This window comes from Sphingomonas sp. GC_Shp_5 (genome assembly GCF_026540855.1).
Taxonomy (GTDB): domain Bacteria; phylum Pseudomonadota; class Alphaproteobacteria; order Sphingomonadales; family Sphingomonadaceae; genus Sphingomonas.
This window is the reverse complement of record NZ_JALNUP010000003.1, coordinates 1-16,694: the sequence shown is the minus strand read 5'-3', so window position 1 is coordinate 16,694 and position 16,694 is coordinate 1. Positions and strand designations below refer to the sequence as shown.

Genomic DNA, 16,694 nt, shown 5'->3' with positions numbered 1-16,694 from the left:
CCTGACCGGCGCCTTCCTTATCAAGCTTGCGCATAAGGGGGGGCGGCATACGCCGAGGTGAGTCAAAGAACACCAGAGGCTTTATATCATCCAATTTGGGATCATTATTAAGACCTAGTCTCATGATTGACGCTATGAAGGATGTACCGGCTCCGGCGAGCAAGCTGTAAGTATTTATTACTACCGTGCCGCGGCGCCGTTTCTTCGGTGGAGGATGGCATGGCGGTCAACGAACATCATTTCTGCATGCTGCTGGAGAGCAACTCCGAAACGGACACGGTTCATACCGGCACCCGGACGAGGGGGTTCGTTCTCGAGGCGAAGCGCTGGTCGCCGCGCGAGGAGATCACGATCCGCTTTCTGGAGGGAGATCCGGTGCTTCGCCAGCGCGTAACGGACGTCGCCAACGAGTGGCTGGACCATGCGGACCTGATCTTCCGCTTCGTCGACGCGGCGCCAAGCGACATCCGCATCGCTTTCATCCCAGGCGCCGGCAGCTGGTCGTATCTTGGCACCGATGCCCGCCACATCGACGAACCCAAGCCAACGATGAACTACGGTTGGCTCACGGCGAACTCGGATGACGACGAGGTGCGCCGCGTGGTGCTGCACGAGTTTGGCCATGCTCTGGGCATGATCCACGAGCATCAGAACCCGCTCGGCGGCGTTCAGTGGAACCAGGCGGCGGTGATCGCCGATCTCGGCGGACCGCCGAACAACTGGTCGATGCAGACGATCGAGAATAACATGTTCCGCAAATATGATCCCGCCGAAGGCATCGGGACGCAGTTCGACGGCGAGTCGATCATGCTCTATCCCATCCCGGCAGCTTGGACGACGGACGGCTTCTCGTCGGGCCTGAACGACAGGCTGTCGGAAGACGACAAGCTGCTGATCGAGCAGATCTATCCGAAATAGCGCGATGACCAACGCCGATCATTACGCGCTTCTTTTCGGTATCTCCCAATATGCGGAGAGTTTCCGCAAGCTGGAGGGGCCGGCCATGGACGTCGCCGCGGTGAGAAAATGGCTCATCGATCCGGCCGGCGGCGCGCTTTTGGATGACGCCGACCACATCTTCCAGATCGTCTCGGCCGATTATACCGTGCCACCCGCGGCGCCGAGCAAGGAGCAACTCGACGCGGCATTCGAGTGGCTGATGTCGAAACGGGACGGCGGCCAGCGGGGGTGGCGGGTCGGCCAGCGCCTCTACCTCTACATGTCCGGGCACGGCTTCTCGTCGCAATTCAAGGCCTGCCTGATCGCCGGCACCGCCACAGACAGCCGGACGATCCACATCTCGCCATCGTCGTGGATCGAGTGGCTGCAGGATGCCGGCTATTTCCGCGAATGCGTGTTGTGGATGGATGCCTGCATGGAGCGAGTTGCGCTTGTCCCGCCGAATGACGCACCGGCCGACAGGTTCATCGGCACGCGGAGCGCCCCTGGCCCGACGTTCATCGCGATGGCGGCGCCGCGTCCGCTGCTCGCCCTCGAAAAGCAGCTGCCGGAGGCGACCGACCCATGGCGCGGGGTCTTCACCTACAATCTGGTCGAGGGGCTGCACGGCGCGGCAGCCGACCAGTTCGGCCGCGTCACCGGCCGCTCGCTCGGAGACTGGCTGCGCCGAACGCAGCTCAGCTGGTTCGACGATGCCGATCGGATCAACCCGTCATTGGCCAAGATGCCGGCGCTGCTGCAGGAGGATCAGGCGCTGATCTTCGCGCGCGGCCTGCAGCCGCCCGATTATGCCGTGACGCTGACCTTGCCGGCATCGGCCGGCGCCCGGATGCGGCTCTGGTCGGGGCATCCGCCGGTCCCCGGTGCCTGGCTCGACGTACCGGCGGGGACAACGCTCGCGCTCGATCTGCAGCCCGGCCTCTACCTGGCGGAAACCGACGATGGCATCCGTCACGGCTTCGCCGTTACCCGTCCAATCGCCGTCGCGCTCAGCGAGCGCGGTCCGCCGCCGCGCATGGCCGCGGGACCTGGACCTTACCAGCTGACCATCAACCCGCCCGAGGCCGATCCCGAGATCCGGCTGTTCGGCGAGCGCTGGCAACTCGTCGACACCGGCATCGGCCGCCTGTCGTCGCAGCTTCCTTACGGTCTCTACGAGATGCGAATCCAGAGCGGACGACAGATGGTCGAGAAGGTGATCCTGCTCGACGCCGATTGGCCGCAGACGGACGACAATGTGCCGGACATGCCGGCGATGACCACCGCTGCGCCCTTGCCCGCGTCGCGCGCCAGCCACGACTATCATCAGGCGGCCGTGCGCTGCGGCACACCCGACCTCACCTGCGGCAGCGGTGCCGAGTTGTTCGTGATGGCCCGCCGCTATCGCGAGGAAGGAGCCGCCGCAGGCGGCGCGCCGCCCTGGCGGGGGGTGGAGATATGGACCGCTGCCGGCACGCTCATCGCCGATCTGGCGCATGACGGTGTTCGCAACGAGGATGCCAGCCACGACCCGTGGGCGGCCTGCCTGATCCGCCTGGACCCCGGCCATTACCAATTGCGCTTCCGTACCGATGCCGGCGAGACGATCGCGCAGTCACTGGTGCTGCCGCCTAACGGCTGGCGGCTGGACTGTTATCTGCTGCGGGCGACGATCGGCGGCGCATCCGATACCCGACCGCGCGTGTCGTTGATCATGCGGCGTCCTGAGGCGGCGCCCGACAGCGCCGCCGATCTGCTGAGCGAGCGGCTGACGGTCGCGCTGGCGGACGAGCGTCCGATCGTCGGCGAGTGGCTGCTGGAGGCGGTAAACGGTGATCTCGCCAACCCCCTGGTCGGCATCATCGGCGGCCATCTGTTGCTCCTCAACCAGGGCGCCGGCAACGAATATGGCCCGGGCCTGATGGAAACCTTGGTTCAGAAACTGCGCGATCTGCTCGGCCCGGATCATCCCGATGTCGAGGCGCTGGCGCTGCACTGTGGAGATGGCAGCATCGCACCGCCGCAGGCGATTAAGGGGCCGCCGATGTACGAGCGGAGCTGGCGTCTGCTGGTCGCCGGCAGCGCGCAGCAGCCCGGGCTGATTTCGGCCACCCTTTGGCAACAGGTTCAGGCGACCACCGGAACAACGCCTTTCTTCAGCTGGTCGGAGGATGCAACAACTCGGGCCGCCTTCGCCAAGGCAGTGGCAGAACGGCTCGCGCCTGCCGTTTCTACTGCCGTGACGATGCCGGTGGCGATCGACTTGCCGTTCGCCTCCCTCGGCGCGGCAGCACCGGATCCGGTTGACCATCAAAAGCTGGCGGATGAGGGCAACGCCACGGCCGTCGCCCGAGCGGTCGCGATGGGCATCCCTCCCTCTGCGGTGGAACTGACCGTGCACCACACTGGTGCCGTCGAGGAGTCGGGGAATAGCCTCCCGATGGGAACCTAGTTCGGAAGGACTGCGCCTTGGCGACATGATCGTCTCCGCGCAGCGCTTTGTGCAACCGGCGACAGGGGTGATCGGCTCGCTGCCGACCAGCCTCGGCGTGCTGCCGATCGCCGCCATGAAGCCGGGGGATTGTTTCGCGCTGCCACTCGCCGCCGGCGAAGCAGCCTGGCTCGGCGTTCTCGGGCCGGACGAGGGGCTGATCATCACGGCTCATGTCCGGCATGGCGAGCCGGCAATCCTGCCGGCCGTGGTCATCGGTTGCCTCCGGGCATACCTCGGCACGCCGACGGCGGACGGCTATGCGACGATCGACCTGCTGCACGTCCGCTCGCTATCTATCGCGCATGCTGACGCGACGGTGGTCCTGCGGGTCGTCGATCATCCGACCTTCGCGCAGGCTACCGGACAACCCGTGCCATCGCCGCTTGATCCGGGTGCCGGCTTTTGCGGACGGCGTCTGCCCTAGGCAGCGGCGGATGACATTGCGGCTGCGTCACCGCGCTACGCCGGCACTATGGTTTTTCCGGAAATCGATCTCGCATTGCTACGTCCCGGCGGATAGCTGGCTTGCCACAATGAGGATTGTGGCGTGGGAAAACGGCATCGTTCCTGGAAGGCTGATCTTGGGTTGCGGGCCGTTGGCCTGGCTTGTTGTGCGCTCGCCTATGCCGCGATTGCGCAACTGTTCGCCGCGCCGCCCACGGCCTTGGGCACGCCCGACCTGTCCGCCCTCGCGTTTGCTGCCGGCGGCTTGCTGAGCGCCAGCATCGGTGTTGCCATAACATTCTGGGGCAAGCACCTGTTCGACGAGGTGACGGTCAGCGCCCGCTGGCGGCGCAGCACTGCGTCATCGGCGCGCCGGATCCATGTCGATGCCTCCACCGCCCTGCCAACGGTGTAGTCCGCCGTTCGGTCACCAACCAGGCGGATGATTGAACGGCCTGGTTTACTTATCGCCGCCCGCTATCTTGGTTGGGGGTTGACTTCGGGCTCCGCCGCGACCGGATCGGTCCAGCCGCCGCCCATCGCCTGGACCAGCGCCACCGCGGCGTTCTGGCGGTCGAGCTGGGCCTGCAGCAGCGCGCGACGCGCGGTGAGCGCGGTGGCGGCCGCGGTGACCACGTCGGTGTAGATGGCGGTGCCGGCAAGATATTGGTTGCGCAAAGAGGCCTCCGATTGGTCGGCGGCGCGGCTGGCGGTCCGCAGATAGGCCTCCTGGCGCGCCAGCACCTCCACCGCGATCAGATCGTCCTGCACTTCCTGAAAGGCAGTCAGCGTCACCTGGCGGTAATTGGCGACCGTCGCATTATAGGCCTCGCGCGCCTGCGCGACGCGAGCGCTGCGCGCACCGAAATCAAGCAAGGTCTGCGTCACCTGCGCGCCCACCGACCAGAGCAGCGCGCCGGCGCTGAACAGCCCGGACAAGGCGCCATTCTCCACTCCGCCGCTGCCGGTGAGCGATACGGTGGGGAAGAACGCGGCCCGCTCCACGCCGATCTCGGCATTGGCGGCGGCCACCTGGCGCTCGGCCGAGGCGATGTCGGGCCGCCGCTCGAGCAGATCGGACGCGAGCGACACCGGCATGTCCGGCACTACCGGGGTCCAGCGCATGCCCAGCGAGGCCAGGCGGTAGGTCGCCGGATTCTCGCCGATCAGCACCGCGATCGCATTCTCGAACTGCGAGCGGGTGCGCGTTTCGGCCTCGAGGTCGGATTGCGCGCTGGCCAGCTGCGACTGGGCCTGGAACACGTCGGTCCGCGCGGCGATCCCGGCATTGTAGCGATTGGTGGAGATCTGCAGCGCGCGGGCGTAGCCGGTCACCGTCGCCTGCAGGCTGGCGATATCGGCATCCGCCTCGCGGAGCGACAGATAGTCGCTGACCAGCTCGCCCTGCAGCGTCAGCCGGGTGTTGGCGAGATCCGCGGCACGCGCCTGCGCGGTATAGCGCGCGTTGCGCACCGTGTTGGTCAGCTGGCCGAAGAAATCGGGTTGCCAGCTCGCCTGGAGATTGAGCCGATAGCTGCTGCTCGAATTGCCGCGGCTGACGATGCTGCCGGTGCTGGTCCCCGTTCCCGTGCTGGTGCCGCCGGTGGTGGTGCCACCTGTGCTGGTCCCGGTGGTGGAGCTGATCACGCTCCCGGTGATGACATTGCCCGATCCGGAATAGCTGTGCGTCACCGCGCCATTGGCCGAAATGGTCGGGAACAGGCTAGCGCGCGCCTCGCGTGTTGCAGCCACCGCCTCACGATAGGTGGCGAGCGCCTGGGCGAGGCTCTGGTTGTGCTGGTCGAGCCGCACTGCCAGCTCGTTGAGCGTCGCGTCGTTGAACGCAGTCCACCAATCGGCGCGCGGGGCGCCGTCGGACGGGTTGGCCGGGCGCCAGCCGGCGACCGTCTTCCATTGCGGCGCGACATCGCCCGCGACCTGCGGCCGGTGATAGTCGGGCGCCAGCGAGCAGCCGGCGAGCAGCAGGGAGACGACGAGGCTGAGCGGGCGACGGATCATGCGGGCAACTCGTGATAGCGGGAGCGACGGGTGCCGTCGCGGCGTCGGCGGCGCGAGAGCCGATCGAGCACGACATAGACGACGGGCGTGGTGATCAGCGTGAGCAGCTGGCTGGCGATCAACCCGCCGATGATGGCGACGCCGAGCGGCCGGCGCAGCTCGGCGCCCTCGCCGAAGCCGATCGCCAGCGGCAGCGCGCCGAGCGCCGCGGCGAGGGTGGTCATCAGGATCGGCCGGAAGCGCAGCAGGCTCGCCTCGCGGGCGGCAGCCTCGGCCGTCAGCCCGCGGTCGCGCTGAGCGGCAAGCGCGAAATCGATGATCAAGATCGCGTTCTTCTTGACGATGCCGAGCAGCAGAAAGACGCCGATCAGCGCGATGATGTCGAACTCCATCCCGAACATCATCAGCGCCAGCACGGCGCCGACTCCGGCGGCCGGCAGTGTCGAGAGCACCGTGATCGGGTGGATCAGGTTTTCGTAGAGCATGCCGAGCACGATGTAGATGGTCACCAGCGTCGCGAGGATCAGCAGCGGCTGCGAGCCTTGCTGCTGCTGATATTGAAGGGCGGTACCCGCGAAGGTGCCGTGGACCGAGGTGGGCATCGCGATCTTCGCCTCGGCCGCGGCGATCGCCTCGGCGGCCTGGCTGAGCGTCTTGCCGGGGGGCAGATCGAAGGAGATGGTGGCCGCGACTTCGGTCCCCTGGTGATTGATGCTTGCCGCGGTGGCTGCCTGGCCGGTGGTGGAGATGGCGGTGAGCGGGACCATGGTGGAGGCGGCGGTGCTGAGCGTCGATCCGGCTGAGGCATCGCGCAAGGCGGGGTTGGGCGAGACCGCTGTGGTGGTGCCCGTCGTGGCGGTCGCCGCGGTGGTGCCGGTCGCCCCGATTGTCCCGGTCGCCGCGGTGGTGCCGGTCGTCGTTGTCGCGGTGCCGCTGGTCTGGCCGGTGCTGGTAGCGCTGCTCGCGCTATTGGCGGCGATGGCGGTCGGCGTCGCCGCCGCGACCGGCACGCGCACGTCGGGCAGCGCGTGCGGGCCGGTGGTCGCGTCCTGCCGCCAGCCAAGGATCACGCTATATTGGTTGATGTCTTCGTAGATGGTGGCGACGCTGCGCTGGCCGAACGCGTCGTACAGTGCGTTGTCTACGGCGAGGGGGGTGATGCCAAGCCGCGAGGCGGCGTCCCGATCGATCGTCACATAGCTTTCCACGCCGTTCTCGGCGAGATCGCTGTCGACGTTGGTGAAGGTCTTGTCGGCGGCCATCGCATCGTTGAGCTTCTGTGCCCAGGTCTTAAGATCGGCCATCGAATCGGCCATCAGCGTATATTGATAGGTCGCATTGCCCTGGCGCCCGCCGGCGCGCAGATCCTGGATCGGCGTCAGGAACAGGCGGATGCCGGTGACCGGCTGGAGGGCGCGCTGGAGCCGCTCGATCACCATCGTGCTCTTCTGCCCCGGGCGCTGCTCGACGGGTTTCAGCGCGATCAGGATGAAGGCGCCACCGGCGCGGCTGCCGCCGGTGAAGCCGACCACGTTCTGCACCGCGCGGTCATGGTGGATGATGCCGACCACCTGCTGCAGCTTGCCCTGCATCGACTGGAAGGAAACGCTCTCGTCGGCGCGCACGCCGGCCATGATCAACGGGCTTTCCTGCTGCGGGAAAAAGCCCTTGGGCGCGACGATGTAGAGGTAGACGGTGAGCCCCATCACCGCGACCAGCAGGAGGATAACGAGCCGCTTCATCGACAAGGCCCAGTCCAGCGCCCGGGCATAGCCGCGCTCGATGCGCTGGTAGCCGCGCTCGAAGCCGCGCGCGAGCCGGCCCTGCGGGTGGCGCTCCTGCGCGGCATCGCCGGGGCGCAGGAACCAGGCACACAGCATCGGCGTGGTGGTGAGCGACAGCACCAGGCTGATCAGCACCGCGACGCACAGCGTGACCGAGAATTCGCGGAACAGCCGGCCGATGATCCCGCCAAGGAACAGCAGGGGGATGAACACCGCGACCAGGCTCAACGAGATCGACAGCACGGTGAAACCGACTTCCGAGGCGCCCTTCCATGCCGCCTCGAACCGGCCCATCCCGGTTTCGAGGTGCCGGGTGGTATTCTCCAGCACCACGATCGCGTCATCCACCACGAAGCCCGTGGCGACGGTGATCGCCATCAGCGACAGATTGTTGAGGCTGAAGCCGATCAGGTACATCACTCCGAAGGTGCCGAGCAGCGACACAATCGTCGCAATCGCCGGGATCATCGTCGCGCGTAAGTCGCGCAAAAAGGCGAGCACCACCAGCACCACCAGGATCAGCGCGATCACCACCGTGATCTCGATCTCGCGGATCGAGGCGCGGATCGAGCTGGTGCGATCCATCGCCACGTCGAGCTTGACGTCGGCGGGGATCGCCGCCTGGATCCCGGGCAATTGCGCCCGGATCGCGTCCACCATCTGGATGAGGTTGGCGCCGGGCTGCTGGGTGATGTTGACGATCACCGCGCGCTGTCCGTTGAACAGCCCGAGCGTGTGGAGATCGGCGACGCTGTCGGTGACCTCGGCGACATCGGCCAGCTGCACCGCGGCGCCGTTGCGCCAGGCGACGATCAGCGGCCGGTAATCGGCGGCGACGCGCCCGGGGGCGTTGGTGTAGATCTGCCACGCGCGCGCGCCGGTGCCCTGGAGCAGCCCCTTGGGCCGGTTGGCGTTGGCGGCTTGAATCGCGGCGCGCACATCCTCCATGGCGATGCCATAGGCGTTGAGGCGATAGGGATTGACGTCCACCCGCACCGCCGGGAGCGAGCCGCCGCCGACCTCGACGTCGCCGACGCCCTGGATTTGCAGCATGCGCTGCTGGACGATGTTGGAGACGGCGTCATAGATCTGCCCCGCCGATTTGGTCGGCGAGGTCAGCGCCAGCGTCACCACCGGCTGATTGGCGGGGTTGACCTTGCGGTAGGTGGGGTTCTGCTTGAGCGTTGCGGGCAGGTCGACCCGGCTGGCGTTGATCGCCGCCTGCACCTCGCGCGCGGCGCCGTCGATGTTCTTCGACAGGTCGAACTGCATGTTGATCCGCGTCGAGCCGAGCGAGCTCTGCGAGGTCATCTCCGTCACCCCGGCGATCGCCGACAATCGCCGTTCGAGCGGGGTCGCGACGCTTTGCGCCATCACTTCGGGGCTCGCCCCCGACAGGCTGGCGCTGACGCTGATCGTCGGGAAGTCGATCTGCGGCAGCGGCGCCACCGGCAGGCTGAAAAAGCCGGCGATCCCCGCCAGCGCCAGCCCGATCGTCAGCAGCATGGTGCCGATCGGACGGCGGATGAAGGGACCCGACAGGTTCACGCGTGGGCTTCGGATTCGGGGCCGACGTTGGGCGTGTGCTTGGCCCCCCAGCCGCGCCGGGCGAACCATTGCTGGCCGCGATCGAAATAGAGGTAGACGATCGGGGTGGTGAACATCGTCAGCAGCTGGCTGACCATCAGCCCGCCGAAGATGGCGATGCCGAGCGGCCGGCGCAGCTCGGCGCCTTCGCCGAGGCCGATCATCAGCGGCACAGCGGCGAACAGCGCGGCAAGTGTCGTCATCAGGATCGGCCGGAAGCGTAGGATCGCGGCCTGGCGGATCGCCGCGGCCGGCGCCAGTCCCTCGTCGCGTTCGGCAGCGATCGCGAAGTCGATCATCATGATCGCGTTCTTCTTCACGATGCCGATCAGCAGCACGATGCCAATGATGCCGATGATGTCGAGGTCATGGCCCGTCACCCACAAGGCGAGCAGCGCGCCGACCGCCGCCGAGGGCAGGGTGGAGAGGATCGTCACCGGGTGGATGAAGCTCTCGTAGAGCACGCCTAGGACGATGTAGACGCACACGACGGCGGCGAGGATCAGCCACAATTGGTTGTTGAGCGACGACGAGAACGCGCCTGCCGCGCCGAGGAACACGGTGGTGATGCCGGGCTTCAGCTGGAGCCTGGTCAGCTCGGCCTCGATCGCCGAGCTCGCGGTGCCGAGCGACACGCCGGGCGCGGTATCGAAGTTGATCGTCGCCGCGGGGAACTGGCCGACATGGGTGATCGACAGCGGCGACTGGCCCTCGGTGATCGTCGCCACCGCATTGAGCGGGGTGGCGCCGCCGCTCGCGGGCAGGTGCAGCAGCCCCAGCGACTGTGGGTCCTTCACCAGCCCGGGCGCCGCCTCGAGGATGACGCGATATTGCGTGGTCTCGGTAAAGATCGTCGAGACGATGCGCTGGCCGAACGCCGAATAGAGCGTGTCGTCGAGGCTGGAGGCGGTGATCGCGAGCCGGCTCGCGGTGTCGCGGTTAAGCGTCACCACCGCCGACGGCCCGGTCGCGCCGGCGTCGCTCGACACGTTCGCGATCTTGGCGACATGCTGGAGCGCGGCGACGATGCGCTTGGTCTCCGCGGTCACGTCGGCGGTGTTCGCCCCCTGCACGGCGATGCGATATTGGGTGGGGCCGCTCTCGGCGTCGATCGTCAGGTCCTGGGTTGGCTGGAGATAGAGCGTCAGCCCGGGCACGCCGTCGACGTCCTCCTTCAGCCGGTTCATCACGCTTGCCTGGCTGCCATGATCGTCCTTGAGGTTGATCAGCATCGTGCCCGCATTAAGCGCGGCGTTGTTCGACCCGTCGACGCCGACGAACGACGATAGCGAGGCGACCGCGGGATCCTGCAGGATCAGCCGCGCCGCCTGCGCCTGGAGCTGCGTCATGCGGTCGTAGGACACGCCGTTGGCGGCGATGATCCGAGCCTGCAGCTGCCCGGTATCCTGGGTGGGGAACAGCCCCTTGGGGATGACGAGGTAGAGCAGCACGGTTAGCCCCAGCGTCGCGATCGCGACCATCAGCGTCGCGAACCGCCGGGCGAGCACCCAATCGAGCCCGCGCGCATAGCGGGCTTCCACCCAGGTGAACCCCTGTGCCGACCGCTGGGCGATGCGGCTTGGCCGCTCTTCCTCCGGCCGCTTGAGCCAGCGCGCCGACAGCATCGGCGTCAGCGTCAGCGACACCACCGCCGAGATCAGGATCGTCACCGCCAGCGTCACCGCGAACTCGCGGAACAGCCGGCCGACGATGTCGCCCATGAACAGCAGCGGGATCAGCACCGCGATCAGCGACACCGTCAGCGAGATGATCGTGAAGCCGATCTCGCCCGCCCCGCGCAGCGCCGCGTCGAACGGGGTCATGCCTTCCTCGATGTGGCGCTGGATGTTCTCGATCATCACGATCGCGTCATCGACGACGAAGCCCGTCGCGATCGTCAGCGCCATCAGGCTGAGGTTGTCGAGGCTGAAATCGAGCAGGTACATCACCCCGAAGGTGCCGATCAGGCTGATCGGCACCGCCAGCGCCGCGACCAGCGTCGCGCGCGCGGAGTGCAGGAAGAAGAAGATCACCAGCACGACGAGCATCACCGCGAGCAGCAGCTCGAATTCGACATCGTGCACCGAGGCGCGGATTCCGGTGGTGCGATCGGCGAGCACGGTCGCGTCGAGCCCGGCGGGCAGGCTCTTGAGCAGATCGGGAAGCTGCTGCTTGATCGCGTCGGTGGTGGCGATCACGTTGGCGCCGGGCTGGCGCTGGACGTTGAGGATGATCGCCTGCGTGGTGTTGGCGAGCGCACCGAGCCGGGCATTCTCGGCGGCCTCGACGACGTTGGCGACGTCCTTGAGGCGGACCGGGGCGCTGTTCTGGTAGGTGAGGATCAGGTTCTTGTAATCGTCGACGCTCTCGAGCTGGTCGTTGGCGTTGATCTGATAGGCCCGGCTGGGGCCGTCGAAGCTGCCCTTGGCCGCATTGGCGTTGGCGTTGGAGATCGCCGTTTCCACCTGGGCGAGGCTGAGGCCATAGCTCGACAGCTTCTGCGTATCGGCCTGGATCCGCATCGCCGGCTTCTGCCCGCCCGCGAGTCCGACCAGCCCGACGCCCGAGACCTGGCTGATCTTCTGCGCCAGCCGGGTGTCGACCAGCGACTGCACCTGGGTGAGCGGCATTGTCTTGGAGGTGATCGCCAGCGTCAGGATCGGCGCGTCGGCGGGGTTGACCTTGGCATAGACCGGCGGGGCAGGCAGATCGGCCGGAAGCAGCGCCTGCGAGGCGTTGATCGCCGCCTGCACCTCCTGTTCGGCGACATCGAGGCCTTCGGACAGGTTGAACTGGAGGGTGATCACCGACGCGCCCGACGAGCTGGTGGATTCCATCCGCGACAGCCCCGGCATTTCGCCGAAATTGCGCTCCAGCGGCGCCGTCACCGTCTGGCTCATCACCTCGGGGCTGCCGCCGGGATAGAGCGTCGTCACCTGGATGGTCGGATAATCCACTCCCGGCAGCGCCGACAGCGACAGCGATCGGAAGCCGACCAGCCCGGCGAGCACGATCGCGACCATGAACAAGGCGGTCGCGACCGGGCGCAGGATGAAGAGGCGGGACGGACCCATGGTGGCGTGATCCTCAGCCGTTCGCGGCGGAGGCGGCGCCACCACGGCGGTGCTTGCTACCGTTCTTGCCGCCCGATGCCGGCTGATCGCCCGGCAGCGCGACCTTGGCGCCCTCGTTGAGCCGGTCGCCGCCATCGGTGACCACCGTCTCGCCGAGCGCCAGCCCTTGCGTCACCTGCACCCTGTCGGCGGTGGTGGCGCCGGTCTTGACCTTGCGTTCGGTGACGGTGCGATCGCCTTTCAGCAGCCAGACGAAGCTGCCATCGGGGCCCGAGCGCACGGCGGAGGGCGGGATCGTCACCGCGCCCTGCACGGTGTTCGCGGTCAGCCGGACGTTGACGAACTGGCTGGGGTAGAGCTGGTTGGCGGCATTGGCGAACCGCGCCTTGCCGCGCACCGTGCCGGTGGTGGTGTCGACCTGGTTGTTGAGGGTCGAGAAGGCGCCGCTGTCGAGTGTCTGGCTGCGCGTGCTGTCGAGCGCGAGCGCGGGGATGCGCGCGCCCTGGCCGACGCGCTGCTGGATCATCGGCACCTGCTGCTGCGGCACGGCGAATTCGACGTCGATCGGCTGCAGCGTGGTGACCACCACCAGCCCGTTGGTGTCGCCCGCGGCAATGTAATTGCCGACATCGACCACTTTCAGCCCGACCCGGCCGGCGACCGGCGAGACGATGCGGGTATAGCCGAGATTGATCTGCGCCGTCTGCACCGCGCCGCGATCGACGTTGGCGGTGCCCTGGAGCTGCTGCACCGTCGCCGCCTGGGTATCGACGTCCTGGCGCGCGATCGAATCCTGCTTGAGCAGCGTCTGATAGCGCTGCAGCGTCAGCCGCGCGTTGGTGAGCTGCGCCTGATCGCGCTGCAGCGCGCCCTGCGCCTGGAGCAGGGCGGCCTGATAGGGACGCGGATCGATCACCGCGAGCACCTGGCCACGGCTCACCCGCTGGCCCTCGCGATAGAGCAGCTGGGTGATCGTGCCCGACACCTGCGGGCGGACGGTCACCGTCGCTGCCGGCGTCACGGTGCCGAGCGCCTCGATCTCGATCGGCAGATCCGCCGCCACCGCCTTGGCGGTGCCGACCGTGGTCGGCTGGTTCATGCCGCCGCCGGGACCCCCGCCGCCGCGACTACGACCGCCCTGGCGACCGGCGCCCGCCTTGCCCTTTCCACCACTTGCCGCGTGGCCGGACAGCCACACGGCCAGCGCGATCAGCAGCACCAGCCCGATCAGCCCCGCGATCCAGCTCGTCACACGACCGCGCCGGGTGAGCGCGGGCGACGGGGCGGGAATATGTTCGTCAGGATGGTAGTCGCTGTCGGAAAGATGAGCGGTCATTGATCCTCCGTGCCAGTCGATCACTCTATTGCCGGGAAATGGCGAGGGTTGTGAACTGCAAATTGCGATTCTGCGGTGATGAGCAGCGGGTCGTCGCGCCGTGAGGCCACAAACCTGAACGCCGGCTTACACATCGTGCCCACGCGGCGCTTTACGTTGTTGTCGGCGACTCTCCCCCGACTTTGTTGGCGAAGGATCTCATGGTGCGCCGACGAAGGCGCCGATCGCGTCTATGCCCGCGTGACGCAGGCGCGGGACAAGCTGTGGGCTCGATCGGTCGGCAGCGCCTGAGCCTGAGCAACGCCACGACACCCGCTTATACGTTCGATGACGTATGACGTTACGGCGCGATTTGGGACATTCTCTTTTCTGCAACTTGGCGGAACGGGGTGGCAATGGACGGTGTTCGCGTAGGCAAGCGGGTGATCGGCGCGCAGGCGCCCGTTACCGTCGGGTGGGAGAATATCCCCAAGGTCGAAGGCGGCCCGGTTAAGCAGATCTTCTTCACCTGGTTCCAGCCGACCATGCTGTTCGCGCTGATCGCCTTCTGGTTCTATGCGCCCAACTCGATCGCCAAGGCCTCCACCGCGATCGGCATCGGCGTCGGCTTCAAGGTGCTGCTGCTCGGCCTCGAATGGCTCACCCCGCGCCACGAGAGCTGGCGGCTGACCTGGAAGGAGCTGACCAGCGACCTGTTCTATGTCGGCCTCGGCTTCACCGTGCTGCGCATGGTCGATTCCTACATCGGCGACGGCGTGATGATCGAGGCGGTCCAGCACGCCTTCAACTGGGACAAGTTCGCCTGGTTCACCGGACTGCCGCTGCTGCTGCAGGCGTTCCTGATCTCGTTCGTGTTCGATTTCGGCCAATATTGGATGCACCGCGGCATGCACAATTGGCATCCCCTGTGGCTGGCCCACGCACCGCACCACTACATCACCCAGCTCAACGTCAACAAGGGCGCGGTTGGCAACCCGGTGGAGCTGTTCCTGATCGGGCTCGGCGTCGGCGGGTTCTTCGATTTCGTGCCGCGGGCGGCGCTGCTCGCCGGCGCCTTCGGCCTTGCCGTCGGCACCTATCAGCACATCAATGTCCGCTTCAACTCGCCGCGCTGGTGGCGCTTCATGTTCAACACCACCGAGCATCACAGCGTCCATCACTCGCAGGACTATGAGGCCAGCCGCAGCAACTATTCCAACACCTGGGTGATTATCGACCGCATGTTCGGCACCTGCGTCGACGGCGAGGCGGAACTGCTCGGCATGGAGGGCGGTCGCCCGATGTCGATCAAGGAGACGATGACCTATACCTTCACCGAAGGCTGGAAGAGCATCAAGGATCGCTTCGGCCGCGGCAACCTCGGCGCCGCGGTGCCGGCCGAGTGACCGGCGCCACGTCAACGGCGTCCGCCCTGCCGTTCACCGCGCCGGCGGACACTGCTCCCCACCGATCCCTGTTGTCGCGGTTCGACGGGATCTGGCACGTCACGGGCAGCCTTCCGCTCGCCCCCGGCGAGTCAAGCGATGACGCATTCGATCGGCTCGACCCCTTGTTTCGCGAGCGCGGCACCAGCCGCGACCGCACCGGTGAGACGCTGACGTTCAGCAAGAAGGAGGCCGCGGCCCAGGACAAGATGGCCGTGTTCGACGGCGGCGTGCTGCGGATCGAGCAGGGCGAGGCCGGGCCGGTGCTGCGCTATCGCCTCGCCAGCCGCGCGCTGCTGTTCTGCTTCCTCGCGCCGCTGCTGTTCCTCTTCTTTGCGCAGGCGACGGTGTTCGTCGGCAAGTTCGAGAAACCGAATATTGAAGCCAAGGGCAAGAAGCCAGACGCCAAGAAGACGCCCGTGCCGCTCAACCCGATCGACAAGGCGCTGGGCGCGCCCGAGCCCGACAAGTCCAAGAAGAAGGGCGCCGAGAAGGACAAGAAGCCGTCGCCGACCACCGGCTATGTCTTCGCCGGTATCTTCGCCGCCCTCTACGTGATCGGGCGGATCCTCGAGGATCGGCGGATCAAGGCGCTGTTCAGGAAAAGCCTGATCGGCGCCTGATCGCTCGCCCCGCTTCCCGTATCCCGATCAGCCGGCAACCACGTTGCGGATCGACCCCGCACAGCTAAAGGTGCCCGGCCCGGGATCGTGGAGCTTGGCATTTGGTCGACGTGATGCTGCCTGACAAGACGTTCGCCAGCCGGGTCGACTGGAACCTGCTGCGCACCTTCGTCGAGATCGTGCGCGCGGGCGGGATCGGGGCCGCGGCGCGCCGGCTCAACAAGCAGCAGCCGAGCATCAGCGCCGCGCTCAAGCGTCTCGAAGAGCAGGTCGGCGTGCAACTGCTCAACCGCTCGTCGGCAGGGGTGGAGACGACGGCGGCAGGCACGGCGCTGCTCGCCTTGTGCGAGGAAATGCTGGAAGCGGCACGGATGGTGCCCCACCAGGTGGCCCAGGCGACCAAGCGGATCGAGGGCGTGGTGCGCATCCAGCTCATCTCCGCCGTCTCCTCGCCCGAGTTCGACGAGGCGATCGGCAGCTTCCACCGCCGCAACCCCAACATCCACATCGAGATCCGCGTGTCGCCGTGGCGGGCGGTGCTCGATGCGCTGGAACATGGCGAGGCCGAGATCGGCGTCGGCTATGACAGCGCGGTGCGCGGCGGGCTGGTCTACGAACCGCTGTTCGTCGAACGCCAGCAGCTCTATTGCGCGCGCAGCCATCCCTTGTTCGGGCACCGGGTCGAGCGGCTCGGCGAACTCAAGGACGAGGGCTTCGTCCTCACCGGGGAGGACGAGCTCGACACCATCACCCGGCTGCGGCGACGCTATCGGCTCGGCGGCCGCGCCACCGGCCGTGCCGAGGACATCAACGAGGCGATCCGCCTGATCACGCTCGGCGTCGGCATCGGCTTCGTGCCCGTGCTGGCGGCTGAAGAGGCGGTCGCCAAGGGGCGGCTGTGGCCGTTGCTCCACGCCGATGCCGAGCCGTCCTACGATATCTTCCTGCTCGCCCGCGCCGAGCCGTCACG

The 16,694-nt window shown here is 67.1% G+C and carries 11 protein-coding genes; 7 read left to right on the top strand and 4 right to left on the bottom strand.

Annotated elements, in window-relative coordinates; translation table 11 throughout:
• The first annotated feature begins 219 nt into the window (after positions 1 to 219).
• From OXR60_RS03525 to OXR60_RS03510, 4 genes are all read left to right on the top strand, one after another.
• On the top strand, positions 220 to 918 hold the full coding sequence (locus tag OXR60_RS03525; RefSeq protein WP_267394111.1) for a hypothetical protein: 699 nt from the start codon (positions 220 to 222) through the stop codon (positions 916 to 918).
• A 4-nt stretch (positions 919 to 922) separates the two neighbouring features.
• A complete protein-coding gene (locus tag OXR60_RS03520; RefSeq protein WP_267394109.1) occupies positions 923 to 3,391 on the top strand; it encodes a caspase family protein in 2,469 nt (822 codons plus the stop codon).
• A 67-nt stretch (positions 3,392 to 3,458) separates the two neighbouring features.
• Positions 3,459 to 3,857, top strand: coding sequence for a hypothetical protein (locus OXR60_RS03515; RefSeq protein ID WP_267394108.1), 399 nt, complete (start codon positions 3,459 to 3,461; stop codon positions 3,855 to 3,857).
• A 123-nt stretch (positions 3,858 to 3,980) separates the two neighbouring features.
• Positions 3,981 to 4,292 carry a hypothetical protein gene (locus tag OXR60_RS03510; protein WP_267394107.1) on the top strand — a complete coding sequence of 104 codons (312 nt, stop codon included), beginning with the start codon at positions 3,981 to 3,983 and terminating at the stop codon, positions 4,290 to 4,292.
• Positions 4,293 to 4,354: 62 nt separating this feature from the next.
• Here the strand turns inward: OXR60_RS03510 and OXR60_RS03505 are convergent, their stop codons facing one another.
• Genes OXR60_RS03505 through OXR60_RS03490 form a run of 4 tightly spaced genes read right to left on the bottom strand, consistent with a single transcriptional unit; the run spans position 4,355 to position 13,677 of the window.
• A complete protein-coding gene (locus tag OXR60_RS03505; RefSeq protein ID WP_267394105.1) occupies positions 4,355 to 5,896 on the bottom strand; it encodes an efflux transporter outer membrane subunit in 1,542 nt (513 codons plus the stop codon).
• Complete coding sequence (locus OXR60_RS03500; RefSeq protein WP_267394103.1) at positions 5,893 to 9,228, bottom strand: efflux RND transporter permease subunit; 3,336 nt, start codon at positions 9,226 to 9,228, stop codon at positions 5,893 to 5,895. The genes OXR60_RS03505 and OXR60_RS03500 overlap by 4 nt, the downstream gene beginning before the upstream one ends.
• Complete coding sequence (locus OXR60_RS03495; protein ID WP_267394100.1) at positions 9,225 to 12,341, bottom strand: efflux RND transporter permease subunit; 3,117 nt, start codon at positions 12,339 to 12,341, stop codon at positions 9,225 to 9,227. The genes OXR60_RS03500 and OXR60_RS03495 overlap by 4 nt, the downstream gene beginning before the upstream one ends.
• 13 nt (positions 12,342 to 12,354) lie before the next feature.
• Positions 12,355 to 13,677, bottom strand: a complete 1,323-nt coding sequence (locus OXR60_RS03490; RefSeq protein ID WP_267394097.1) for an efflux RND transporter periplasmic adaptor subunit — start codon at positions 13,675 to 13,677, stop codon at positions 12,355 to 12,357.
• Between the two features lie 395 nt (positions 13,678 to 14,072).
• On the opposite strand from OXR60_RS03490, the gene OXR60_RS03485 reads away from it, so the two are divergent.
• From OXR60_RS03485 to OXR60_RS03475, 3 genes are all read left to right on the top strand, one after another.
• Positions 14,073 to 15,062, top strand: coding sequence for a sterol desaturase family protein (locus tag OXR60_RS03485; RefSeq protein ID WP_267394095.1), 990 nt, complete (start codon positions 14,073 to 14,075; stop codon positions 15,060 to 15,062).
• A gap of 71 nt (positions 15,063 to 15,133) precedes the next feature.
• Positions 15,134 to 15,724: a hypothetical protein gene (locus tag OXR60_RS03480; protein WP_346732022.1), complete on the top strand. Its 591-nt coding sequence runs from the start codon at positions 15,134 to 15,136 to the stop codon at positions 15,722 to 15,724.
• A gap of 113 nt (positions 15,725 to 15,837) precedes the next feature.
• Positions 15,838 to 16,694 (top strand): LysR family transcriptional regulator (locus tag OXR60_RS03475; protein WP_267394378.1); only part of this gene is annotated, 857 nt, incomplete at its 3' end.

Excerpts from the sequence above, each read along its gene's own strand:
- OXR60_RS03525 (WP_267394111.1), top strand. The coding sequence starts at position 220 with ATGGCGGTCAACGAACATCATTTCTGCATGCTGCTGGAGAGCAACTCC.
- OXR60_RS03520 (WP_267394109.1), top strand. The coding sequence starts at position 923 with ATGACCAACGCCGATCATTACGCGCTTCTTTTCGGTATCTCCCAATAT.
- OXR60_RS03505 (WP_267394105.1), bottom strand. The coding sequence starts at position 5,896 with ATGATCCGTCGCCCGCTCAGCCTCGTCGTCTCCCTGCTGCTCGCCGGC.
- OXR60_RS03495 (WP_267394100.1), bottom strand. The coding sequence starts at position 12,341 with ATGGGTCCGTCCCGCCTCTTCATCCTGCGCCCGGTCGCGACCGCCTTG.
- OXR60_RS03490 (WP_267394097.1), bottom strand. The coding sequence starts at position 13,677 with ATGACCGCTCATCTTTCCGACAGCGACTACCATCCTGACGAACATATT.
- OXR60_RS03485 (WP_267394095.1), top strand. The coding sequence starts at position 14,073 with ATGGACGGTGTTCGCGTAGGCAAGCGGGTGATCGGCGCGCAGGCGCCC.